Here is a 23,864-nt window from a genome sequence, read left to right as displayed (position 1 = left end):
TTTCTTTCACATGGCAGGCATTCAGCCAAAAGCGAACACAGGGAGGAAGAACTCACATGGGAAGAGTGACACGCATCACGAGGCCACCGCCTTCCCTGGGGGTCGCCTGGATCCTTCCGCCGTGTGCGCGGGCCACTGAGCGCGCGATGGAGAGGCCGAGCCCGACACCCTTGTCGCTGCCCGTTCGCTCCGTACGCAGCCGCCTGAACGGCTCGAACAGATTGTCCACCTCGTACGCGGGAACCACGGGACCCGTGTTCGACACCACGAGGACCGCCTCGCCGTGCTGGGCCTCGGTGGTGACCTCCACCCAGCCGCCCTCCGGCACGTTGTACCGGACGGCGTTCTGCACCAGGTTCAGCGCGATCCGCTCCAGCAGCACGCCATTGCCCTGGACGACGGCCAGGGCGCGCTCGCCGCGGATCTCCACGCCCTTCGCGTCGGCCTCCCCGCGCACCTGGTCGAGGGCGCGCGAGGCCACCTCCGCCAGGTCCACGGGCTTGCGCTCGACGATCTGGTTCTCGCTGCGGGCCAGCAGCAGCAAGCCCTCGACCAGCTGCTCGCTGCGCTCGTTGGTGGCGAGCAGGGTCTTCCCGAGCTGCTGGAGCTCGACGGGAGCCCCCGGATCGGAGAGATGGACCTCCAGCAGGGTCCGGTTGATCGCGAGCGGGGTCCGCAGCTCGTGCGAGGCGTTCGCGACGAACCTCTGCTGGGCCGTGAAGGCCCGCTCCAGCCGGTCCAGCATCTCGTCGAACGTGTCGGCGAGCTCCTTGAGCTCGTCGTCCGGCCCGTCCAGCTCGATCCGCCGGGTCAGGTCGGAGCCGACCACGCGGCGGGCGGTCCGGGTGATCTTGCCCAGCGGCGAGAGCACCCGGCCGGCCATCGCGTAGCCGAAGGCGAAGGCGATGATGCTCAGGCCGAGCAGGGCCATCAGCGAGCGGCTCAGCAGGTCGTCCAGCGCGTGGCGGCGCTGCTCCAGCGCGCACGCCTTCATGGCCGAGTTGAACTGGTCGTACGACTGGTTGATGCTCACCACGGGGCAGGTGGGGCTGGTGACCTTGACGTTCTGGCCGCCGACGATCTCGTACATGAGCGCGTTGCCCTCACGCAGGGCCTGCGCCGCCAGCAGGTAGATGATCGACAGCAGCAGGATGCCGGCGATCAGGAACATCCCGCCGTAGAGCAGCGTGAGGCGTATCCGGATCGTCGGCCGCAGCCAAGGGAAGGGACCCTCGGGCTGGCCGGGGTCCCAGGTCGGTTTCGGAGGCGCCGAAGGTGGCGCCGGACTCGTTGCCACCCGCGTCAGATCCGGTACCCGGAGCCAGGCACGGTCACGATGACCGGCGGCTCCCCCAGCTTGCGCCGCAAGGTCATGACCGTCACCCGCACCACGTTGGTGAAGGGGTCGGTGTTCTCGTCCCATGCCTTCTCCAGCAGCTGCTCGGCGGAAACCACGGTCCCCTCGCTGCGCATGAGCACCTCCAGCACCGCGAACTCCTTCGGCGCCAGCTGCACCTCCTTGCCCTCGCGGAACACCTCACGCCGGTTCGGGTCCAGCTTGATGCCGGCCCGCTCCAGCACGGGCGGCAGCGCGACGGTGGTGCGCCGCCCGAGCGCCCGCACCCGGGCCGTCAGCTCGGTGAAGGCGAAGGGCTTGGGCAGGTAGTCGTCCGCCCCGAGTTCCAGCCCTTCCACGCGGTCGCTGACGTCGCCGGAGGCGGTCAGCATCAGCACGCGGGTGGGCATGCCGAGCTCGACGATCTTCCGGCAGACGTCGTCGCCGTGCACGAGCGGGAGGTCCCGGTCGAGCACGACCACGTCGTAGTCGTTGACTCCGACGCGCTCCAGGGCGGCGGCGCCGTCGTACACGACGTCCACTGCCATGGCCTCCCGGCGCAGCCCGGTGGCCACCGCATCGGCGAGCAGCTGCTCGTCCTCGACGACGAGTACGCGCACGTCGTTTCCTTCCTCAGGGCCCATCAGGGCACACGTGTGTTGCGTCGTCCATCCTGCCCGTTTCGGCCGTAAACCGGCTGTAAGGCGACGCTCACAGGGAGGCGGACGGGACGGAAGTGAGGATTCCCTCGCCTCAAGAGGTTTCTGGGCCCAGGGTGCCGGGGAGGACGTCACCACACCCCATCCACTCCCTGACGGCGGACTGCCACGTGCCGCCGCCGACCCACGAAGAGGGGGCGAACCCACCATGGACGCATTCACCGCGGGTCTCCTGCAGCGCATCAGGGCCACGCAGTCGGACCTCAGGATGGCCCGCGAGTCGGGCGACGACTTCCTCGCGGAAGTGGAACAGGCGGAGCTGGAAGACCTCCAGCGCCTCGCCGCCGAACACGGGGTCCCCGTGTCCGTCAGCGCCGCCTGACCCCAGACCTCGAACCCCGGCCGCCGTCTCCCGGCGGCCGGGGTTCCCTCATTCCACGACGGCGACGGCGCGGGGTCAGTCGTGCCAGGCCCCGACCTCGTCCAGCAGCGGCTGGAGGGAGGCGAAGACCGCCGGGGTGGCCGCCAGGGCCAGCTCCCCCGAGGCCCGCTCGCCAGTGCGGCCCCCGGTCACGGCCCCGGCCTCCCGGGCGATCAGTTCACCCGCCGCCAGGTCCCACGGGTTCAGCCCACGCTCGTAGTACCCGTCCAGCCGTCCGGCGGCCACGTCACACAGGTCCAGCGCCGCCGACCCGCCCCGCCGGATGTCCCGTACCACCGGGATGATCCGCGCCACGACACCGGCCTGGTGGGCCCGCCTGGCCTGGACGTACGCGAAGCCGGTCCCGAGCAGCGCCTGGTCCAGCGGCGCCGCCGCCCGGCAGGCGAGCCGCGCCGTACCGAGCCACGCCCCGCCGCCGAGCACCGCGTGGTACGTCTCCCCGCGCATCGGCGCCGCCACGACGCCCACCACGGTCTCGCCCCGGTACTCGGCCGCGATGGACACGCCCCAGCTCGGGAGCCCGTAGAGGTAGTTCACGGTCCCGTCCAGCGGGTCGACGACCCAGCGCACCCCGCTCGTCCCGGGGGTGTCCGCGCCCTCCTCGCCCAGCAGCCCGTCCGCGGGCCGCCGCTCGGCGAGGATGCTGGTGATCAGCTTCTCCGCCGCGATGTCCATCTCGGTCACCACGTCGATCGGACTGCTCTTCGTCGCGGCCACCGCCAGATCGGCCGGCCGGCCGTCGCGCAGCAGCGCCCCGGCCTGCCGGGCGGCCTCCAGGCCCACGTCCAGCAGTTCGGCCTTCAGCTCTTCGGAAATCACGGTCCACTCCTCAGCGGGGGTACGGCCTCAGCGGGGGTACGGGCTGTCGCCTCAGCGGGGGTACGGGCTGTCGGCGCCCGCGGCCGCCGGCCGGGGTGCCCGCGCCGGGCAGCAGCCCACGGCGCACAGGTCATGGCTCGCGCCCAGCAGTCCCAGCGCGCACCGCTCGACGGGCTCGCCCCGTTCGGCCGCGGCCCGTTCCAGCACGAGTTCGCGTACGGCCGCGGCGAACCGCGGGTCGGCCCCGACCGTGGCCGACCGGGCGACGGGCAGCCCCAGCTCCGCCGCCTTCGCCGTCGCCTCCGTGTCGAGGTCGTACAGGACCTCCATGTGGTCCGAGACGAAGCCGATCGGCACCATCACCGCCGCGGGCGCACCCGCCGCGTGGAGGGCCTCCAGGTGGTCGCAGATGTCCGGCTCCAGCCACGGGATGTGCGGGGCGCCGCTGCGCGACTGGTAGACGAGCTCCCAGGGCAGTTCCGTGCCCGTCTCGGCGCGCACGGCGTCCGCGACGACCCGTGCGACGTCCAGGTGCTGCTTGACGTAGGCGCCGCCCTCGCCGTGCCCGGTGTGCTCCCCTGCCGGTCCCGAGGTGTCGGCGGCCGCGGTCGGGATGGAGTGCGTGGTGAAGACCAGGTGCGCCCCGGCGCGTACCTCCGGCGCCAGCCCGGCCAGCGAGGCGAGCACCCCGTCGATCATCGGCTGCACGAAGCCGGGGTGGTTGAAGTAGTGCCGCAGCTTGTCCACCTGCGGCAGCTGGGCCACGCCTTCCTCCTCGAGCGCGGCCAGCGCGTCGGCGAGGTTCTCGCGGTACTGCCGGCAGCCCGAGTACGAGGCGTACGCGCTGGTCGCGAGCACCGCGATGCGGCGGCGCCCGTCGGCGGCCATCTCGCGCAGCACGTCGGTCAGGTACGGGGCCCAGTTCCGGTTGCCCCAGTAGACCGGCAGGTCCAGCCCGTGCTCGGCGAAGTCCTTGCGCAGCGCGTCCAGCAGTTCGCGGTTCTGCGCGTTGATCGGGCTGACCCCGCCGAAACCGAAGTAGTGCTGCCCGACCTCCTTGAGCCGCTCGCGCGGGATGCCGCGCCCGCGCGTGACGTTCTCCAGGAACGGCACGACGTCGTCGGGTCCCTCGGGACCTCCGAAGGAGAGCAGCAGGAGGGCGTCGTACGGGGTGGCGGGCCCGCCGACGGGCGGGCGGAGCTGGTCTGACATGGATCGAATCCTGCCACCCGGCCTCCGCGCGCGGGAACCGCCCTGGCCGGGACCTGGCCCGCGTCACAGGTAAGGTGACCCTAAGTTCCTTGGTTCGGAACCTTTCCCGTGCGGGTGCCCGGCCGGCAGTCGTAACCTGTACGAGCCGATGACGTCCCTTACGGAGACCCCTTGCCCAGTCCCTACCGCGCGATCTTCGCGGCCCCCGGAACCAAGGCGTTCAGCGCGGCCGGCCTCATAGGCCGGCTCCCGATCTCCATGGTCGGGGTCGGCATCCTCACGATGATCTCCGAGATCACCGGCCGCTACGCGATGGCCAGCGCGCTCACCGGCACCCTCGCCCTCGCCGCCGCGGTCATCGGCCCGCAGGTCTCCCGCCTGGTGGACCAGTACGGCCAGCGGCGGGTCCTGCGCCCCGCCACGGCGGTCTCGGTGGCCTCGGTGGCCGTGCTGCTGGTGGCCGCCGCGAACGGGTGGCCCGACTGGACGCTCTTCGTGTGCGCCGCGATCGCGGGCTGCGTACCGAGCGTGGGCTCGATGGTCCGCGCCCGCTGGACCGTGATCTACCGCGAGTCCCCGCGCGAGCTCCACACCGCGTACTCCTTCGAGTCCGTGATCGACGAGGTCTGCTTCATCTTCGGCCCGATCATCGCCATCATGCTGTCCACCGTCTGGTTCCCCGAGGCCGGACCGCTGATCGCCGCCGTCTGCCTGTTCGCCGGCGTCTGGCTGCTCACCGCGCAGCGCGCCACCGAGCCCTCGCCGCACCCGCGCGACGAGCACGCGGACCGCACCTCGGCCCTGCGTTCCCCCGGCCTCCAGGTGCTGACGGCCACCTTCGTGGCGACCGGCGCGATCTTCGGCTCCATCGACGTGTCCACCCTGGCCTTCGCCGAGGAACAGGGCCACAAGTCCTACGCCAGCTACATCCTGGCCGTCTGGGCCCTCGGGTCCTGTATCGCCGGAATCGTCTTCGGCCTGCTCCATCTCAAGGGCCGGACCGAACGCAGGTGGGTACTGGGCATCTGTGCGATGGCCGTGAGTATGATCCCCCTCCTACTGGCCGGGAACCTTCCGTTTCTGGCCGTGGCGCTCTTCGTCTCGGGCCTCGCCATCGCTCCCACGATGATCACCACGATGGCCCTGATCGAGGCGCACGTACCACGCGCGAAGCTGACCGAGGGCATGACCTGGATCAGCACCGGCCTCGCGGTCGGCGTCGCGATCGGCTCCTCCGTGACCGGACTGGTCATCGACGCGGCCGGCGCGCAGCGCGGGTACGTCGTCTCCATCGCGTCGGGGGCGGCCGCGGCAGCGGTGGCGTTCGCGGGTTATCGCCGGCTGACGAGGCCGGCGCAAGGGGAGGAGCCAGCTAGCGATGGGGACGGCGACAGCAGGGAAGAACAGCCAGACCGCGTGGCGTAACTGGGCGGGCAACGTGTCCGCCCGGCCCGCGCGCGTGGTGACCCCGGCCTCGGTCGGGGAGCTCCAGGAGACGGTCCGCCGGGCCGCCGAACAGGGACTGCGGGTGAAGGCGGTCGGCACCGGCCACTCCTTCACCGCGGCCGCCGCGACCGACGGGGTGCTCGTACGCCCTCAGGCGCTGGCCGGGATCACCTCGATCGACCGCGAGGCGGGCACCGTCACGGTGGCGGCGGGCACGGTCCTGAAGGACCTGAACGCGGCCCTGGCCCGGGAAGGCCTGTCGCTCACGAACATGGGCGACATCATGGAGCAGACGGTCTCCGGCGCCACCAGCACGGGCACCCACGGCACCGGCCGCGACTCGGCCTCCATCGCCGCCCAGATCCGCGGCCTGGAACTGGTCACCGCCGACGGCCGGCTGCTCACGTGCTCCGAGAAGGAGAACCCCGAGGTGTTCGCGGCGGCCCGGGTGGGCATCGGCGCGCTGGGCATCGTCACTTCGATCACCTTCGCGGTGGAGCCGCTCTTCTTCCTGACCGCCCGTGAGGAGCCCATGGGGTTCGACCGGGTGACGGCCGAGTTCGACGAGCACTTCGCGGAGAACGAGCACTTCGAGTTCTACTGGTTCCCGCACACCGGCAACTGCAACACCAAGCGGAACAACCGCAGCCAGGGCCCCGCCGCCCCGCCCGGACCGGTGAGCGCGTGGATCGAGGACGAGCTGCTGTCCAACGGCATCTTCCAGGCGGTGAACTCGCTGGGCCGCGCGGTCCCGGCCACCATCCCCTCCATCGCCCGCGTGGCCAGCCGCGCCCTGTCGGCGCGCACCTACACGGACATCCCGTACAAGGTGTTCACCAGTCCGCGCCGGGTGCGGTTCGTGGAGATGGAGTACGCACTGCCGCGCGAGCGGGTGGTCGAGGCGCTGCGGGAGCTGCGGGCCATGGTCGACGGCTCCGGGATGCGGATCAGCTTCCCGGTCGAGGTGCGGACGGCTCCCGCGGACGACATCACCCTGTCGACGGCCTCGGGCCGCGAGACGGCGTACATCGCGGTGCACATGTACCGGGGCACCCCGTACCAGGCCTACTTCACGGCGGCCGAGCGCATCTTCACCGCGCACGGCGGCCGGCCGCACTGGGGCAAGGTGCACACGCGGGACGCGGAGTACTTCGCGCGGCTCTACCCGCGGTTCGCCGAGTTCACCGCGCTCCGCGACCGGCTGGACCCGGACCGGGTGTTCGGCAACGACTACTTGCGGCGCGTGCTGGGCGAGTGAGTTCAGGGGGCGCCCCCGTCTGGCCCGGCGGATGTCGGGGTGTCCGTACCCGGAGTCCGGCTCGGGGTGGGCGTCGGTGTGGGCGTCGGCGTCGGGCCGTGCTGCGACGGGGAGGGGGACGGGCCGGGCGAGGAGTCGGCCGGGTCCGGGGTGCCCGCACCGGGGCTCGGGCTCCGGCCGCCGCCGCTGAGCGGGGCCGAGGGGTCCGGGGAGGTCCCGGACCTTGGTGTCTTCCCGTCCTTCCCGTCGGCGCCCTTCTCCTCCCGGGGCCGCGAGGGCTCGTGGTCGGGCGCCTTGCGCGTGCCTCCGGAGAGGATGGTGCCGCCGCCCGCGCTGACCGCGGTGCCGGCCATCGCCTCGTAGCTCCCGAGGACTCCCAGGGAGAGGGCGAAGACGGCACCGGCCGCGACGGCCGTGCGCTTCCAGCCCCGTACCCGTGTGCCGTGCACGGTGGCCTCGCCGAACTCCCCGCTGGGCGCGGCGTCACCGGGGAGCGGCACCCGGTGGGCCTCGGGGCGGGCGGTCTCGCGCAGCTGGTCGCCGGTGCGCCGGAAGAAGTGCTGGATGACGGGTCCGCCGGCGGTGGCGACGACGCTGACCACACCGGCGCCCAGGATGGTCCCGTAGACGCCCATCTTCGAGGCGAGGAGGGCGGCCGCGACGGTGGCGAGGGAGCTGCCGGCCACCTGGGCCGCGCTCAGGTCGAGCTTCCTCTTCTCCGGTTCGCCGTCGTGCGCCGTCTTCTGACCCATCGCCATCCCCTGTGTGTCCCGCCTCTCCCGCACCGGAAGCCTTCAGCAGTTACTGACACCCGAGCGAAACAAATAGTTCCATTTCTGGGGATTCTGTGAAGCAAGACACCCGGAAACGAACACGGGTGCAGGTGGGACCCGTCAGAGGGCAGGCCAACTCCCACCGTCCGGGAGAAGTTCGGCGGCGCGGCGGTCCACCCAGGTGGCCCGAATGGAGTACTGTGACGAGCCCTGGGTTCGTCCTTCCTTACGGATGTCCGGATTCGGGAGAGGGGGCCGAATTGATGGAAAACGGCACTCAAGACCGGTGATGCCGCGGTATCGCATGGATTCCTGCTGCGCACAGTAACCACTCGGTCACTGTGCGTGCCCAACAGGTAACCGTGCCATAACGGCGATCAAGGGCACATGCCCGACACGCCGGTTTAACTCGGCAAGGTTGTGGCAGGCTGCACCCGGGCAGGCCACACTCGACTAGCGGAAGCAGCGACGCACGTGACGTCGGCAGGCACCACCCGGGAGGTCCCCATGCCCGAACTGCGTGTCGTGGCCGTCTCAAATGACGGCACACGACTGGTGCTCAAGGCTGGGGACAGCACGGAGTACACGCTTCCGATCGACGAGCGACTGCGGGCTGCCGTGCGCAACGACCGCGCGCGCCTGAACCAGATCGAGATCGAGGTGGAGAGCCACCTCCGCCCCCGCGACATCCAGGCCCGCATACGGGCCGGTGCCTCCGCGGAGGAGGTCGCTCAGCTCGCCGGCATCCCCGTCGACCGCGTACGCCGCTTCGAGGGCCCGGTGCTCGCCGAGCGCGCGTTCATGGCCGAGCGCGCCCGCAAGACCCCCGTACGCCGCCCCGGCGAGAACACCGGACCCCAGCTCGGCGAGGCCGTGCAGGAGCGGCTGACCCTGCGCGGGGCCGAGAAGGAGTCCGTCCAGTGGGACTCCTGGCGCCGCGACGACGGCACCTGGGAGGTCCTGCTCGTCTACCGGGTCGCCGGTGAGCCGCACTCCGCCATCTGGACGTACGACCCGCCGCGCCGGCTGGTCGTGGCCGTGGACGATGAGGCCCGCTCGCTGATCGGCGAGTCGGACGACCTGCCGGCCACGCCGGAGCCGAGCTTCCCCTTCGTGCCGAGGATCGCGCGGCTGCCGCGCGACCGGCCGCTGGACCGCGCCCTCGACCGCCAGCTGGAGCGGCCGACGGCCCCCCAGCCGGATCCGGAAGAGGAACGGGACACCCTGACCAGCCTGCTGGAGGCGGTCCCGAGCTTCCGCGGCGACATGGTGGTCCCGGACCGGACCGAACCCCCGGCCGAGGAGGCCGAGGCGGAGGAACCTCCGGCCCCGGCCGCCTCAGCGGGCGCGGGTTCCGCGTACGCCGACGTCCTGATGCCCCGCACGGTGGCCGGCCACCGCGACCGGCTGACGGGCACCACCGACCGGCAGGCCGAGGCCGACGGGGTCCGCCCCGGGCGCCGGGCGGCGGTGCCCAGCTGGGACGAGATCGTCTTCGGCACCCGCCGCAAGAAGCAGGAGTAGCGCCAGCGCCGCCGCCCGGGCATCCCCGGCGGCGGCGCCTTCGGGGCTACTCGGGGTGCGGACCCGTGGCCACCGGGCGGGCCGGGTCCGCGGACCACTCCGACCAGCTGCCCGCGTAGAGGTCGGAGGCGATTCCCGCCACCTCCAGCGCGAGCACCTCGTGCGCGCCGGAGACCCCCGACCCGCAGTACACCCCCACCGGGGTGCCGTCCGCGGCGCCGAGGGCGGCGAAGCGCGCCCGCAGGGCGGCCGCCGACAGGAGCCGGCCGTCCGGATCCACGTTCTCCGTGGTCGGGGCCGACAGGGCGCCCGGGATGTGGCCGCCGACCGGGTCGATCGGCTCGACCTCCCCGCGGTACCGCTCCCCCGCACGCGCGTCCAGGAGGACCCCCGCACGCGCCCGCGCGGCCGCCCCGTCCGCGTCCAGCAGCCCGACCGCTCCCGGACTTGGCTTGAAATCACCCTCCGTGGGAGTCACCCGGTCGGCCGTCACGTCACCCCCCGCTGACGTCCACTGCGCCAGGCCTCCGTCCAGTACCCGTACGTCCGTGTGACCCGTCCAGCGCAACAGCCACCATGCGCGGGCGGCCGCCCAGCCCTGACCGCCGTCGTACACGACCACCGGTACGTCCGCCGAGACGCCGGCCCTGCGCATCACCGCTCCGAAGGCCTCCGGGTCCGGAAGTGGGTGCCGCCCGCCCGACCCCGGCGGACCTGCCAGTTCACTGTCGAGGTCGACGTACACCGCGCCGGGCAGGTGCCCGGCCTCGTAGGCGGGGCGCTGGTCGGGGCCGCCCAGCTGCCAGCGGACGTCCAGCAGCACCGGCGGCCGGGAAGCGGCCAGCTCGCTCGCCAGTTCGGCGGCGGAGAGGATCGCAGATTTCGAAGTCATGGGGCCCATCTTCCTCCCCGCCCGGCGCCCCCGTAACAAGCCCGACACCGGAGGTGCGAACCGATCCGGTCATCTCTCTCCCGGGCGCCCGCGACGCGGCCGGTCGGGGCGCGTCGGGCCCCCCGGAGTGGAAGCATCAGCACCGGTAAGCGGCACGACGGAGGAGACGGCTGACATGACCGAGGCAGCGGAAGCAACCCGGCGCACGCCCGGCACCCCGTGCTGGGTGAGCCTCATGGTGCACGGCCTGGGGACCACCGAGGACTTCTACGCCGACCTGTTCGGCTGGGAGTACGTACCGGGCCCGGAGCAGCTCGGCCCGTACGTACGGGCCCTGCTGGACGGCCGCGAGGTGGCCGGCATCGGCGAGATGCCGCCGGACCGGCATCTTCCGGTCGCCTGGACCACGTACCTCGCCACGGACGACGCCGACGCCACGGCGGAGACGATCCGTGCGTGCGGCGGGACGGTCGCGGTGGGCCCGCTGGACGCCGGCGTCGCGGGGCGGGTGGCGATCTGCTCCGACCCGCTGGGCGCGATCTTCGGGCTGTGGCAGGCGCAGTCCCCCATGGGCACCCGGCTGCACGGCGCCCCGGGCACCCCGGTCTGGAACGAGCTGGTCACCCAGGACACCTCGGCGGTCGGCAAGTTCTACGAGCACGTCTTCGGCCACGAGGCCCAGACGCACGCCACCGCCTCCGACGACTTCGACTACCTGACCCTGCACCTGGAGGGCCGCCCGGTGGCCGCCGTGCACGGCGTCGGCCGCTCGCTGCCGCACGACCGGGGCCCGCACTGGATGACGTACTTCGAGGTCGAGGACACCGACGCGGCCGCCGCCCGGGTCAGCGATCTGGGCGGGCGGATCCTGGAACCGCCCCGCGACGGCATCGGCGGCCGGGTGGCCACGGTCGCGGACCCGGAGGGCGCGGCCTTCACCCTCATCCACTCCCGGCCCCGCGACTGACCGGGGTGCGGACGGTCGGGCGTGGTTGACCGGGAGGACCTCCGGGGAGTGTCCGCAGGCAGCCTGCAGACCAGTCGTGTCTTCCCCCGGGTGTGTCCGAACGGGCATGTCACCAGGGCGATTTCGCGGGTAGGCAGGTGTACGTCCCGCCGCATCCCCGAGAGGAACGCCCATGCGTATCCCCGCCCGCGACAAGGCAGCAGCCGATGCCTCCAAGGACAGCTCCGCCCCGTCCCGGCAGAGGCGTCCGGGTGAGGACCGGGCTCCCGCCGCTCCGGCGGCGGCGCTGTCGGCACTGCCGGCGCTCCAGCGGTCCGTCGGCAACGCGGCGGTGACGCGCATGCTCGCGGCGGGCCACGGCGCCGGCCCCGGGCGCGGGGACGCACCGGTCCAGCGGGCGACCGCGCACCAGGTGCTCCGGTCGCCCGGGCGGCCGCTCGACGCACCCCTGCGCGAGGAGATGGAGAACCGGCTCGGCGCCGACTTCTCCGACGTACGGGTCCACTCCGATCCCCTCGCGCAGCGGTCCGCGGCCGAGATCGGGGCCCGGGCGTACACCTCGGGCAGCCATGTGGTCGTCACGGACGGCGGGAAGGACAAGCACACCCTCGCCCACGAGCTCACCCATGTCATCCAGCAGCGGCAGGGGCCGGTCGCGGGGACGGACACGGGCCACGGGCTGCGGGTCAGCGACCCCGGCGACCGCTTCGAGCGGGAGGCCGAGGCCAACGCGAGCCGGGTCATGGCGGCTCCCGCGCCCGTACAGCGTGCCGCCCGCGAGGAGCACGGCACGCACGCGCCGGTGTCCGGCGAGCGGGCCGTCGTCCAGCGCAAGGGGCCCGAGGAGCTCGGCCCCTCGCTGCCGGTCGACCCGCCGCGTCCCGGAGGGCTGCTGGGCCGGCTCATGTCGCGCAACCCGGCTCCGGCGGACCCGTTGGTGGCGCAGGTGCGGGCGGGCATCGCCGCGTACGACAGCGATCCCGTCCGCGACCCGATGCACTGCATGATCGAGCTGTCGCGCCTCACCCAGGAGATCGCCCCGGCCGAGGACGACGCACCCCCGGCCGTCAAGCCCTGGCTGGCTGCCGCGCTCGACATCGTCAAGGCCGAACTGGTGCTGGTGAACGACCAGCTCGTCCGCGACGCCGAGTTCCCCGTCGAGGCGGGGGCACCGTTCAGCGCGATGACCACGAACGGCATGCTGTGGCAGCAGGCGCAGTGGGCCGACAGCGCGGCCGCGTTCCACATGCACGGACCCAGTTACTTCCGCGAGCTGTCGGAGCTCAACCGGGCCGGGATGGCCAAGGAGATCGGCCGGGGCCAGGGGGACCGGAACTGGGTTCCCGACGTCAGGACCAAGCTGACGTCAGCGCTCCAGCGGAGCGTGCTGTGCCACTACACGGGCAGGTCGCGGGCCGAGACGATGCTCGCCCAGGGGCGGATGAAGTCCAAGACCGAGCTGCTCCGGGCGGATCCGGACGCGCCGAACAACTCGGAGGCGTACGACAAGCACGTCCTGGCCAACGAGGGCTTCGTCTTCTTCTTCCTGGAGGTGCCAGGCAGCCCGTTCCGATCGACGCGCTTCAGCGGCGATGACGAACCGGCCAGGATCCAGATCCCGCTCACCGAGTCCCCCCTGATGAGCCAGGGCTGGCTGATGCTCAGCGACTTCGCGCAGCGCGAGTACCCCACCGTGCGCGCGCGGCCCGAGGATCCGGCGCAGACGGAGAGCAAGTTGAACACCCGCGAGGACGCCTTCTCGGCTGAGTTCACGCTGCCGGTGCGGAAGTTCGACGTCGGCGCGGGGGCGGCGGCCGATTCGCTGGACATGGAGGCCGTCATGGAGGTGATGGGCAACGAGTCGAACCAGGAGCGCAGGGGGCAGATCATGTTCTCCACGACCCAGGCCCTGTCGGACGAGCACAGCACCATGACCTACGGATCCGGTGCGCAGGAGCAGGTCCATTCGGAGCGGCTGCGGTCCAACACCCTGATGGGCCGGGACATCGTGCCGGGGCTGGTGGAGCGGGCCGTCGTGGAGATCCAGCGTCTCGAAGCGGTGAACCCGCAGCTCGCGGACAGGCTCAAGGCGATGTCCGGCGCCGATCTGATGCGTTTCCTGCTCAAGGACCTGGTGCGGCCGCAGGCGATGCTGCCGAACACGGTCGACCTCGGCGCGGCGACCGTGGTCCTGGAATCGGGCCAGCGGGTGGGAGTCCCCACGCACTGACCGGACCGAAACAGAGAGACCAATTCAAGCCAAGTTTGGCGTTTCGCCAACTGGTGACGTGCGTACCCGGGTTAACCGGTCCTGGCACTGTCGAATCGAAAGCGTGCGGTTGCGAGGGGAACGCCCGATCGATCCTCTGGAGTGCCGATTTCCGGACGCCAGGGCAAAGGCCCTCTTTGCCCTGGCGTACAACCTGACCGACTATGGCCGTGCCGCTCGGGTCACCGGAGGTCGCTCAGTACACCACTTACGTTGAGCACCTCGTGGCACTCCTGCGCCTGACGCCCGGTGGCAGGGGTGCCCGGCTTCGCACAGGTCACCTGGACGGTCACAGTCTGGCTCTCGGCGATGCTGATGGGGGTGACCCAGTGATAGTCCTGGTTGCGGAACGTCTCCAGCGCGATCGTCGTGATCTTGCGGTCGCCGAAGCTGATGGTCACCACGCCTTCGTCGCCCTGGAAGTTGGCGACGACGATGTCCGTGATCCCGAACGCCTTGCCCGCGGGCACCGTGTAGGCGCCGGCCTTGGTCTGACCGCCGTCGGTCTGCAGGTCGATGGTGGCCGAACTCTGCTGTCCTGCGGCGCCCCCGCCGCCGCCTCCGGACCCCGATCCGGGCCCGGCCCCCGTACCGCCTGTGCCCGCCCCGGGCTGGGGGTTCTTGCCTCCGCCGCCCGGCTGCTTGGTGGCGCCGCCGGCCCCCGGGGACTGTCCGTCCACGTCCGCACCGGGCGTCGGCCTCTTCTGGACCACCTCGTCGGCGGCCTCCTTGGCCGTGCTGCGCACGGCCGGGCGCACCAGCATGAACCAGGCGAGCAGCAGCGCCAGCAGCGCGGCCAGTACCGCGAGCAGCCACGTCGGGAAGATCGGGATCTGGACGAACTCCGCCTCCAGCGGGGCCCGCACGGCGTCCGGCTCCGGCTGCTCCTTGCCGTCCTCACCGTCCCCGTCGCCGGTTTCGGCCACTTCGACCGTGAACGGCCAGGTCACCGGGGACCCGAACCACACCGGCTTGCCGGTGCGGACGCGCAGCGCCACCTCCGCCGACTCCCCCGGCTCCAGCTTCAACGTGGCGGGGCGGAAGTCGAACTTCAGCTCCTCACCCGGCTGCGCGGGCGTGAAACCGAGCCGTACCGGGGAGTTGCCCTCGTTGCGCACGGCGAGTCGATAGCGCCCGCGCAGCCAGCCGCGGCGGCGTTTGGGAGCGCTCTCTGCGCGCAGTTCCCGGAACTCCTCGATGTGCACGGTGGTCTCGGGGACCCGCACGGACTCGGGATGCTCGGTGGGCAGCACGCGCACGGCGAGCGGCACATCGCCCGCCCGCACCTGCGGCGAGCGCGGTGGGGCCAGGCGGATCGTCACCGTTTCCGAGGTGCCGGGGTAGAGGGAGACGCGCTCGGGTTCCACCGTGGTCCACGCAGCGCAGTCGCCGACGACCTCCAGGCGGTACGCCTCGACGATGTCGCCGTCGTTGCGGACCGTCAGGGTGGTGGATGCGGTACCGCCCGGCGTCACCGACACCCGCGGGATGTCGAGGCCGGGAGCGCCAGGGCTGGAAGAGGCTGCTGGGGATGTCACACCACGACGCTAATGGCGGCGCCCCGGCCACTTCCACGGGCGCGAGGGCAACGCCCCGGGCAGCCCCGATGCCCCCGCAGGCTGTCCCCAACTCCTCTTACTGAACCACCTGTTGACCATCTCCCTCACATCCGTATCCCACATACGCATCACGGAACAGGTACGCACATGCCCCAGCCTCAGCACAACGGAACCGTTTCCTCACCCGGCGGCGGCCAGCGGGTCACCGTGGCCGTGTACGCGTCGGACCCGATCCTGCGCGTCGGGGTCGTCCACCAACTGCGCCAGCGACCGGAGATCGAGCTCGTCGACGACACCGACGCCGACGACGCGCAGGTGTCGCTCGTGACCGTGGACAGCGTGGACGACGAGACGGCCGCCCTGCTGGACCGGCTGCGGCTCAGCTCCGACACGCGCACCGGGCTCGTGGTCGGCACGTTCGAATCCGGGGACGCCTTGCAGCGCGCCATCGAATCCGGGGTCACCGCGGTGCTGCGGCGCTCCGAGGCCGACCAGGACCGGCTCCTTCGTCTGGTCCTGGCGATAGCGAACGGCGAGGGCGTGCTGCCCGGCGACCTGCTCGCGAAGCTCCTCGACCACGTCGGCAGCCTGCAGCGTTCGGCGCTCGACCCGCGCGCCGTGTCCCTGTCCACCCTGACCCCGCGCGAGGCGGACATGCTGCGCCTGGTGTCGGAGGGCCTGGACACCGCGGAGATCGCCCGCAAGACCTCGTACTCCGAACGGACCGTCAAGAACGTGCTGCACGAGGTCATCACGCGGCTGCAACTGCGCAATCGCACGCATGCGGTCGGCTACGCCCTGCGCAACGGGCTGATCTGACCGTACGGCGGGGACCGGTACCCCGCGGCCCGCACGTGCGGGCCGCGGACGCCACTGCCCGAAAGCGCACCCGGCGCTTCCCCCGGATCCGGCCCCGCGGCCCTGCCGGTCCGCCGCCGCGGGGCCGCAGGGTGGCGGGGTCATACGTAGATGCTGCACCGGACGGTGAGGTGGACCCTGATGGGCACGGGTGGATCCGGCGGTCGGCGACCCCGCTGGGGGAGAGTCGGCGCGTCACTGCTGCTGCTGATCCCCTTGCTCGCGGTGACGGCGGCCTCCGGCCCCGGCGACGCCGAGGCACGAACCCTCGCGGCGGACGCCGGGGACAGCCGGGTCGCGTACGCCGGTACGCGCCACCGCAGTCTGGGCCGGGTGGCGAGCGACACGTCCAGCACCCCGCTGTTCGGCGAGGGCCCGGTGCACCAGGACCTCCAGCCCGCCGCGCAGGGCGACCAGTTGGTCTTCGCCAGCCGCCGCGACGAGCGGGCCCCGCAGGTCTACCTGCGGTCCGCGGACGGCTCGGTGCGCCGTCTGACCAGCGGCCTGGACGTGGCGAACCCCCGGCTGACCCCGGACGGCCGTTCGGTCGTCTTCGACTCGGTCCAGCCCGCCGCGTCCGGTGGCGTCCAGCGCGACCTGTGGCTGGTGCGCACCGACGGCACCGGCCTCACCCGGCTGACCGACACCCCCGCGAACGAGGAGCACCCGACGGTCTCGCCGGACGGCGGACGCCTGGCGTACTCCTCCGACGGCGACCGGGCCGTCGGCCGACAGGTCTACGTACGCCCCCTGCGGGGCGGCGGCGCCACCCGCGTCACCGACCCCGCCAACGGCACGGCCACCGAACCGGTGTGGAACCCGGTGGACGACAAGGCCAACCGGGACGTGATCGCCTACACCGCCACCGGACCGTCCGGGCCCCGCCTGCGCTGGACCGACGGGCGCGGCGACGGCCCGCTGCTGGCCGGCGCCCAGGCGGGCTGGCGTACCCACGGGGCAGCGTGGCTGCCCGACGGGAACGGCTTGCTCTTCCTCAGCCCCGACCGCACCTGTGACTGCAAGGGCGACTGGGAGCACGTCTTCCGGGTGCCCGCGCACTCGGCGGACCCGCCCAAGGTGGAGCTCAGCGAGAACCGCGAGGTCGGCCCGGCCACCTGGCTCGGTCCGCTGACCGGCGGCGGCATCGTGGTCGAGCGGATCTCGGCGGCCGGGCCGCACGCGGTGACCCTGCAGGACGCCCGGATGGACGGCTCCGACCCCCGCGACCTCAACCTGACCATCCTCGACGAGGACCCGGCGGCCGACACCAACACCGACCCGGCCAAGGACCCGCTGTTCCAGCCCGCCGCCGGGTACGACCCGTGGACCGAGCGGCAGAACTACACGCCCGACGGGCGCAGGATCGTGGTGACGCGCTTCGAGGGCAAGCCCGACGCCCGGATCGAACGGATCTGGATCGCGGACGCCGACGGTACCCACGAGGCGCCCCTGCCGCTCGCGGGCCGCGGCCCCAAGGACTGGGACACCGACCCGACGTTCTCCCCCGACGGCAGGTTCCTGGCCTTCACCCGGACCTCGCCCGGCGGCGTCGGCGATGCCGCGGGCCCCGCGCGCATCCTGATCGCGGACGCCGCCACCGGTGCGATCCGTGGCGAGATCACCCCGCCCGCGGGCCAGGCCCGGGGCGGCGACGCCCAGCCCACGTGGTCCTCCGACGGCACGACGCTGGCCTTCACCCGCAACCTCGTGATCAACGGCCGCGGAGGCAACAAGCACATCTGGACCGTGCCCGTGGACCGCCTGGACCAGCAGCGCGACCTGAGCGCGACCAACTGTCCCGGTGCCTGCGACGTCATCGACGACAGCCCGGCGTTCTCGCCGGACGGCGCCACCATCGCCTTCAACCGCAAGAACGGCGGAGGCCGCGTCGACGAGCGCAGCGGCATCCTGCTCGTCTCTCCGGCGGGCGGCACCTGCCGGGTCCTGCTGCCCGACTCCGCCCGCGACCTGTCGGGGGCCTGCGGCCGGGAACTGCCCGAACCCACCGCCAAGGGACCGTTCCAGCCCCGCGACGCGGCCTGGACCGCCGACGGCAAGAGCCTGGTGCTCAGTGCCCGCGGCGACCGGGCCGCCAACAGCCCGGAGAAGCTGAAGCTGGTGGACGTGGCGACCGGCGCCCACAACCTGCTCGTCACCGGCCTGCCGGGCCGGCAGAAGGAACCGAGCGTGCAGCAGTCGGTGGACCTCGCGGTGCGCGCACCCGAGAAGGCCGCGCCGCTGACCGTCGGCGGCTCGGCCACCGTCCGGGTGGACGTCGTCAACCACGGCCCGGCGGCCTCACCCGGCACCCGGCTGACCGTCGCGCCCCCGCTCGGCGTGAACGTCACCGCGCTCACCGCACCCCGCGCCACCTGCGACGCCGCGGCCCTGACCTGCGCCCTGGGCGTGGTGCCCCCCGGCACCACCGTCCCGGTGACCGTCACCCTCGCCGGCGTCACCCCGGGCGACCAGCCGGTGGACTGGTCGGTCACCGGCAGCGTCCTCGACCCCCGGCCCAGCGACAACACCGGGCGGACCGTGGTGCCGGTGCACGAGGCACCCGTACCCCCGAAGCCGACGCCCACCCCGCCGACGCCGACCCCGGCCCCGCCGACCACCCCGCCCACGACGCCCACGCCGCAGCCGGAACCGCCCGCACCCCCGGCCGGCCCCGGGGTGAGCGTCACGGCGCAGCCGAACCCCGGCTACGTCGGCGGCCGCGTCGTGGTCACGTACACCGTCCGCAACGGCCGCAACGCCCTGGCCACCGGCCTGCGTCTGCGCATCGGCCTCCCGCAGGGCGTGCCCCACGCCGGGCCGCCGCCGGGCTGCGACCAGAACTGGGAGTGCGCACTGCCGGACCTGGCTCCGGGCGCCCGGACCGTCCTGCGGGTCGTCCTCAACCCCGACAAGGCGCTCACCGGCCTCGTGACCGGCAGCCTGACCACGACCGGCACGGACGCCGACCCCGGCGACAACAGCGCCCAGCAGCAGCTGCGCATCCTCCAGCCGCGCATCGTCGCCGTGCCGCCGATCGGCAGGCCCGGCTTCGTCACCTCGGTACGCGGCGAGGACTTCCCGCCCGGCGTGCCCGTGCGGTTCACCTGGAAGCCGGGCATCACGGCCGCGGCGGCACCGACCTTCCCCCGGTCCGACGGCACGTTCATCGGGCAGCTGCTGATCCTCGCCAAGGACCAGACCGGCCCCCGTGTCATCACCGCGAGCGGCCCCGGCTTCTCCCCGGTGCAGACCGACTTCCTCGTGGTCAACGGCACGGTGCAGCCGCCCGACGAGGTGACCCGCCGGTGATCCACGAGGTCGACGAGGGGCTGCGGCGGCTGCTGGCGGAATCCGGCCTGGAGGCGTCGGGCGTCGAGGTCGTGTTCGACGCGCCGACCAGTGACTGGGCGGCACGCCGCAGCGCGCCCACGGTCTGCGTGTTCCTGTACGACATCAGGGAGGACCCGACCCGGCGCGGCAGCGGTGCGGGCGAGGTGTACGACGCGGACGGGTTCGTCGTCGCGCGCCGCACCCCGCCACGCTGGTTCGAGCTGACGTACCTGGTCACCGCCTGGGCGAGCAGACCGCAGGACGAGCACCGGCTGCTCTCCCAGGTGCTCTCCTGCCTCGTGTCCACCGACACGCTGCCCCCGCGCCTGCTGACCGGCACGCTCGCCGAGCTCGGCCTGATCGTGGACGTGGACGCGGGCGGCACCGGAATGGACGCGCCGGCCGCCTCCGACGTGTGGTCGGCGCTGGGCGGCGAGCTGAAGCCGTCCCTCGGGCTGCGCGTGAAGGCGCCGCTGGCAGGCATCAGCAAGGTCACGGCCCCGCCCGTCACCGAGGGCCTCGTGGTGAACTCCGTACCGCAGGCCGGACCGGGCGAGGACGGGAGCCCGCGCCGGCTGCGCTACGTCGAGCTGGGCGCACCGGGGCCGGAAGGCTTCGGCGGCTCACGGGAACGGCCCAAGGCTCCCGCCCGCCGCCGACGAGGAGAACGGCAGCCGTGACGCACACCCTCCAGCCCCCGGCACCGGACACGGCACCGGACCCGGCCGGCGCCGACGAGGTCCCGTACCTGTGGACGCGGCTCCGGCTCGTCGAGGAGCGGGTACGGCTGGCCGTGGCGCTCCGGCGCGCCGTCGACCCCGACCTGGACGACCCCTACCGGGGCCAGTACTTCACTCCCGAGGGGGTCGCCCAGATCCTGGACGAGGAGCACGGGCCGGGCCTGCCCGCGCTCGCACCGGGCGGCCCTCCGCCCGGCTCGCCGCTCGACGTCCTCGCGACGCGCTTCGGGCTGGATCCGCTGGACGTGGACCTGCTCCTGGTCGCCCTGGCGCCGGACCTGGACGCCCGCTTCGAACGGCTCTACGGCTACCTCAACGACGACCTGACACGGCGTCGGCCGACCGTCGGACTCGCCCTCGAACTGTGCGGACGCAGCCGGGTCGCGGCCGCCCGGTTCCGGCTCTCCCCCGGCGCACCGCTCGTCGCGGGCGGTCTGCTGGAGGTCACGGAGGCCGAACGGCCGCCCCTGTCCCGGGTGCTGGCCGTCCCGGACCGGGTCACCGCCCACCTGCTCGGCGACGCCGCGCCCGATCCGCGTCTGGCCGAGGTGCTCGGCGAGGCCGCCGACGACCCGGCCGTCGACCCCGACGAACTGAACCGGGCCGCCGCCGCGGCCACGAGCGGCACCGGCCACGTCCACCTGCGGACCCGCGGCGGCGACCCCGAGGGCCTGGCCGCCGCCGCACTGCACGCCTGCGGACTGCGCCCCCTGGTCCTCGACCCGGCGGCACTGACCCACCACACCCGCGCCCTGCCCGCACTCGCCCGCGCCGCCGCCCGCGAGGCCCGCCTGCTGGGCGCCGGTGTGCTGCTCGGGCCGCTGGAGGAACTGCCCGACAAACCCGATGAGCGGGCCCACGTCCTGCGCACTCTGTGCACGGCGCTGCGCGGCATCCCCCTGTTCACGCACGGTACGAGCGGCTGGGAACCCGCCTGGGCGGCCGCCACCCCCGTCACCGTGACGGTGGCGGCCCCCTCCCCCGACCGGCAGGCCGTGCGCTGGCGCCACGCGCTGGAGCGGGCCGCCGGCGAACGCGGGGACACCGGCGAGGCCGACGCGCTCGCCCGGTCCGTGGCCGCGCACCGCCTCGACGCCGGGCAGCTTCGGCGGGCCGCCGACGCCGCGTCGCGCACCGCCGCGCTCGACGGCCGCCCGGTCGACCCCGACGACCTGCGTACCGCGGTACGGGCCCAGAACGGCGCGGGCCTGGCCCGCCTCGCCCGCCGGGTGGAGCCCGCGGTGGGCTGGGACGACCTGGTGCTGCCCGCCCCCACCCACCGTCGGCTGCGTGAACTCGCGGTGCGCGCGCGCCACCGCGACCAGGTCCTCGGGCAGTGGGGCATGCGGCCCGGCGGCGGGCGCGGGCGCGGGGTGATCGCGCTGTTCGCGGGTTCCTCCGGCACCGGCAAGACCATGTCCGCCGAGGTCGTGGCGGCCGACCTGGGCATGGACCTGTACGTGGTGGACCTGTCCACGGTCGTCGACAAGTACGTCGGCGAGACCGAGAAGAACCTGGAGCGGATCTTCACCGAGGCGTCGGCCGTCAACGCGGTGCTGCTCTTCGACGAGGCCGACGCGATCTTCGGCAAGCGCTCGGAGGTGAAGGACTCCCACGACAAGCACGCCAACATGGAGTCGGCGTACCTGCTCCAGCGGATGGAGTCCTTCGACGGCATCGCCATCCTGACCACCAACCTGCGGGCCAACCTCGACGAGGCGTTCACCCGCCGCCTGGACGTGGTCGCGGACTTCCCGGTGCCCGACGCCGCCCAGCGCCTGGCCCTGTGGGAGCGGTGCCTGGGCGACCGGCTGCCCCGGACCGACGACCTCGATCTCGGCTTCTGTGCGGACCGGTTCGAACTCGCCGGAGGCTCGATCCGGGCCTGCGCGGTGACCGCCGCCTACTCCGCGGCCGCATCGGGTGAGCCGCTGACCATGCCCCAGGTGGTGACGGCCGTCGCCCAGGAGTACCGCAAGCTCGGCCGCCTGCTCCTGGAGAGCGAGTTCGGGCCGTACCTGGGCCGGATCACGGACGTGTGACCTGGGCCGCGGCGTGCCGGGCGGGCTGCCTGGCCGGTCCGGCGGGGGCGACCGCAAGGGCAGCGCACTTGCCCCTGGCCAGGTCCGAACGCCCCTGCCGCCGGCGGCGGCAGCCGGAAAGGCTGTGACCAGACCTGATTGCCAAGCCGTGACGAAGGAGCGAGCATGCCGACGTACCTCACCCCGGGCGTGTACGTGGAGGAGGTGCAGTCCGGTGCTCGCCCGATCGAAGGGGTCGGCACCGCCGTCGCCGCGTTCGTCGGGTTCGCCCAGAGCGGACCCTTCCACGAGCCGACGCTGGTCACCAGCTGGGACCAGTACAGCCAGCACTTCGGGGGCTTCACCGAGGGCACCTACCTGCCCCACGCGGTCTACGGGTACTTCGCCAACGGCGGCGGCGCCGCGTACGTCGTCCGCGTCGGCGGATCCGACCGTGACGACGCCTCCGCCGCACCGGCCACCGCGGGAGCGGTCCCCCAGCCCCGCGCGGCGCAGCCCGTCGAGCTCGGCGGCTTCCTGATCACGGCGCGGCCGGGCGTCACCGGCGTGTCCGTGGAGATCGCCGACGCGGACGGGGAGAACCCGCCCGAGGACCGCTTCAAGCTCCTGGTCCGCCAGGGCGAGCAGGTCGCCGAGACCTTCGAGGTCTCCGCCCGCAAGAACGTCAAGGGCTACCTCGTCACCCAGGCGCGCGCCTCGAAGCTGATCGAGGTCACGGAGCAGCGCTCCGCCGCCCAGACCCGGCCCGCCGGCCAGACCCTGGCCCTGCCCGACGCCCCGGCCGCCGTGCCCGCCGCGACCGGCAACGGCACCGTGTCCCGGCTCGACCCGGCCGAGTACGTCGGCGACGCGGCCGCCCGCACCGGATTCGCCGGCCTCGAGACCATCGACGAGATCACGATGGTCGCCGTGCCGGACCTGATGAGCGCCTACCAGCGCGGCGACATCGACGCCGAGGGCGTGCGCACCGTGCAGCTCGCGGTGATCTCGCACTGCGAGCAGATGGGCGACCGGGTGGCCGTGCTGGACACCCCGCCCGGGCTCTCCGCGCAGCAGGTGCGCACCTGGCGCAACGACGAGGCGGGCTACGACTCCCGCTATGCCACCCTCTACTACCCGTGGGTGCGGGTCTTCGACCCGGCCGCCGGGCACAACACGACCGTCCCGCCGAGCGGTCACATCGCCGGTGTGTGGGCGCGCAGCGATGCCGAGCGCGGTGTGCACAAGGCCCCCGCCAACGAGGTGATCCGCGGCGCGGTGGACCTGGAACTGCGCCTGAGCAAGGGCGAGCAGGACCTGCTCAACCCGATCGGCGTGAACTGCGTACGGGCCTTCCCCGGCCGGGGCATCCGGATCTGGGGCGCGCGCACCCTCTCCTCCGACCCGGCCTGGCGCTACCTGAACGTGCGCCGCCTCTTCAACTACCTGGAGGAGTCCATCCTCCTGGGCACCCAGTGGGTGGTCTTCGAACCCAACGACGACCGGCTCTGGTCGAGCATCCGGCGCAACGTCACCGCGTTCCTGACCGAGGAGTGGCGCCGCGGCGCCCTGTTCGGCCGCACGGCGGCGGAGGCGTTCTACGTCAAGTGCGACCGGGACAACAACCCGCAGGAGTCGATCGACCAGGGCCGCGTGGTCTGCGAGATCGGTGTGTCGCCCGTCAAGCCCGCCGAGTTCGTGGTGTTCCGGCTGGCCCAGTTCTCCGACAGCACCAGCCTCATCGACGAGTGACCCTCCG

At 73.0% G+C, this 23,864-nt stretch carries 18 protein-coding genes; 11 read left to right on the top strand and 7 right to left on the bottom strand.

Going from position 1 to position 23,864, the window contains the following annotated elements; genetic code table 11:
- Positions 1-52: 52 nt before the first annotated feature.
- The gene (locus OG737_RS23385) at positions 53-1,297 is read right to left on the bottom strand and encodes a HAMP domain-containing sensor histidine kinase (RefSeq protein WP_328928078.1); all 1,245 of its coding nucleotides are present in this window, start codon (positions 1,295-1,297) and stop codon (positions 53-55) included.
- 5 nt (positions 1,298-1,302) lie between these two features.
- On the bottom strand, positions 1,303-1,956 hold the full coding sequence (locus tag OG737_RS23380; protein WP_030008767.1) for a response regulator transcription factor: 654 nt from the start codon (positions 1,954-1,956) through the stop codon (positions 1,303-1,305).
- Positions 1,957-2,203: 247 nt separating this feature from the next.
- On the opposite strand from OG737_RS23380, the gene OG737_RS23375 reads away from it, so the two are divergent.
- Entirely contained in the window at positions 2,204-2,377 is a 174-nt protein-coding gene (locus OG737_RS23375; RefSeq protein ID WP_328928077.1) for a hypothetical protein, read from the top strand.
- Between the two features lie 75 nt (positions 2,378-2,452).
- Here OG737_RS23375 and OG737_RS23370 read toward each other — a convergent pair whose 3' ends face one another.
- Both OG737_RS23370 and OG737_RS23365 read right to left on the bottom strand, forming a co-directional pair.
- On the bottom strand, positions 2,453-3,256 hold the full coding sequence (locus OG737_RS23370) for an inositol monophosphatase family protein (RefSeq protein ID WP_405678160.1): 804 nt from the start codon (positions 3,254-3,256) through the stop codon (positions 2,453-2,455).
- A 51-nt stretch (positions 3,257-3,307) separates the two neighbouring features.
- Positions 3,308-4,468 carry a ferrochelatase gene (locus OG737_RS23365; RefSeq protein WP_328928076.1) on the bottom strand — a complete coding sequence of 387 codons (1,161 nt, stop codon included), beginning with the start codon at positions 4,466-4,468 and terminating at the stop codon, positions 3,308-3,310.
- 171 nt (positions 4,469-4,639) lie between these two features.
- Between OG737_RS23365 and OG737_RS23360 the strand changes: the two genes are divergently transcribed.
- Both OG737_RS23360 and OG737_RS23355 read left to right on the top strand, forming a co-directional pair.
- On the top strand, positions 4,640-5,893 hold the full coding sequence (locus OG737_RS23360) for an MFS transporter (protein WP_328928075.1): 1,254 nt from the start codon (positions 4,640-4,642) through the stop codon (positions 5,891-5,893).
- Positions 5,847-7,172 (top strand): D-arabinono-1,4-lactone oxidase, encoded by a 1,326-nt coding sequence (locus tag OG737_RS23355; protein ID WP_328928074.1) that lies wholly within the window; start codon positions 5,847-5,849, stop codon positions 7,170-7,172. Before OG737_RS23360 ends, OG737_RS23355 begins: the two co-directional genes overlap by 47 nt.
- A 2-nt stretch (positions 7,173-7,174) precedes the next feature.
- Here the strand turns inward: OG737_RS23355 and OG737_RS23350 are convergent, their stop codons facing one another.
- On the bottom strand, positions 7,175-7,924 hold the full coding sequence (locus tag OG737_RS23350; RefSeq protein ID WP_328928073.1) for a hypothetical protein: 750 nt from the start codon (positions 7,922-7,924) through the stop codon (positions 7,175-7,177).
- Positions 7,925-8,419: 495 nt separating this feature from the next.
- On the opposite strand from OG737_RS23350, the gene sepH reads away from it, so the two are divergent.
- Positions 8,420-9,469: a septation protein SepH gene (gene sepH / locus OG737_RS23345; RefSeq protein ID WP_328928072.1), complete on the top strand. Its 1,050-nt coding sequence runs from the start codon at positions 8,420-8,422 to the stop codon at positions 9,467-9,469.
- 46 nt (positions 9,470-9,515) lie between these two features.
- On the opposite strand, the gene OG737_RS23340 is transcribed toward sepH, so the two are convergent.
- Positions 9,516-10,361, bottom strand: a complete 846-nt coding sequence (locus OG737_RS23340) for a sulfurtransferase (protein WP_328928071.1) — start codon at positions 10,359-10,361, stop codon at positions 9,516-9,518.
- Positions 10,362-10,536: 175 nt separating this feature from the next.
- On the opposite strand from OG737_RS23340, the gene OG737_RS23335 reads away from it, so the two are divergent.
- Positions 10,537-11,328, top strand: coding sequence for a VOC family protein (locus OG737_RS23335; RefSeq protein ID WP_328928070.1), 792 nt, complete (start codon positions 10,537-10,539; stop codon positions 11,326-11,328).
- Between the two features lie 172 nt (positions 11,329-11,500).
- Positions 11,501-13,558: a DUF4157 domain-containing protein gene (locus tag OG737_RS23330; protein WP_405678165.1), complete on the top strand. Its 2,058-nt coding sequence runs from the start codon at positions 11,501-11,503 to the stop codon at positions 13,556-13,558.
- Between the two features lie 221 nt (positions 13,559-13,779).
- Here the strand turns inward: OG737_RS23330 and OG737_RS23325 are convergent, their stop codons facing one another.
- On the bottom strand, positions 13,780-15,135 hold the full coding sequence (locus tag OG737_RS23325) for a hydrolytic protein (protein WP_328928069.1): 1,356 nt from the start codon (positions 15,133-15,135) through the stop codon (positions 13,780-13,782).
- A gap of 168 nt (positions 15,136-15,303) precedes the next feature.
- Here OG737_RS23325 and OG737_RS23320 point away from each other — a divergent pair, with 168 nt between their 5' ends.
- From OG737_RS23320 to OG737_RS23300, 5 genes are all read left to right on the top strand, one after another.
- A complete protein-coding gene (locus tag OG737_RS23320) occupies positions 15,304-15,975 on the top strand; it encodes a response regulator transcription factor (protein WP_328928068.1) in 672 nt (223 codons plus the stop codon).
- Between the two features lie 180 nt (positions 15,976-16,155).
- Positions 16,156-19,323: a hypothetical protein gene (locus OG737_RS23315; protein WP_405921935.1), complete on the top strand. Its 3,168-nt coding sequence runs from the start codon at positions 16,156-16,158 to the stop codon at positions 19,321-19,323.
- On the top strand, positions 19,320-20,024 hold the full coding sequence (locus tag OG737_RS23310) for a DUF4255 domain-containing protein (protein ID WP_328928066.1): 705 nt from the start codon (positions 19,320-19,322) through the stop codon (positions 20,022-20,024). The genes OG737_RS23315 and OG737_RS23310 overlap by 4 nt, the downstream gene beginning before the upstream one ends.
- Positions 20,021-22,126 (top strand): ATP-binding protein, encoded by a 2,106-nt coding sequence (locus OG737_RS23305; protein WP_405921934.1) that lies wholly within the window; start codon positions 20,021-20,023, stop codon positions 22,124-22,126. Before OG737_RS23310 ends, OG737_RS23305 begins: the two co-directional genes overlap by 4 nt.
- Before the next feature lie 165 nt (positions 22,127-22,291).
- Positions 22,292-23,857: a phage tail sheath family protein gene (locus OG737_RS23300; protein WP_328928065.1), complete on the top strand. Its 1,566-nt coding sequence runs from the start codon at positions 22,292-22,294 to the stop codon at positions 23,855-23,857.
- The last annotated feature ends 7 nt before the right edge of the window (positions 23,858-23,864 follow it).

Source organism: Streptomyces sp. NBC_00122 (assembly GCF_045160845.1).
GTDB lineage: Bacteria > Actinomycetota > Actinomycetes > Streptomycetales > Streptomycetaceae > Streptomyces.
Note: the sequence above shows the minus strand (reverse complement) of the source record. Positions and strands in the feature narration are given on the sequence as shown.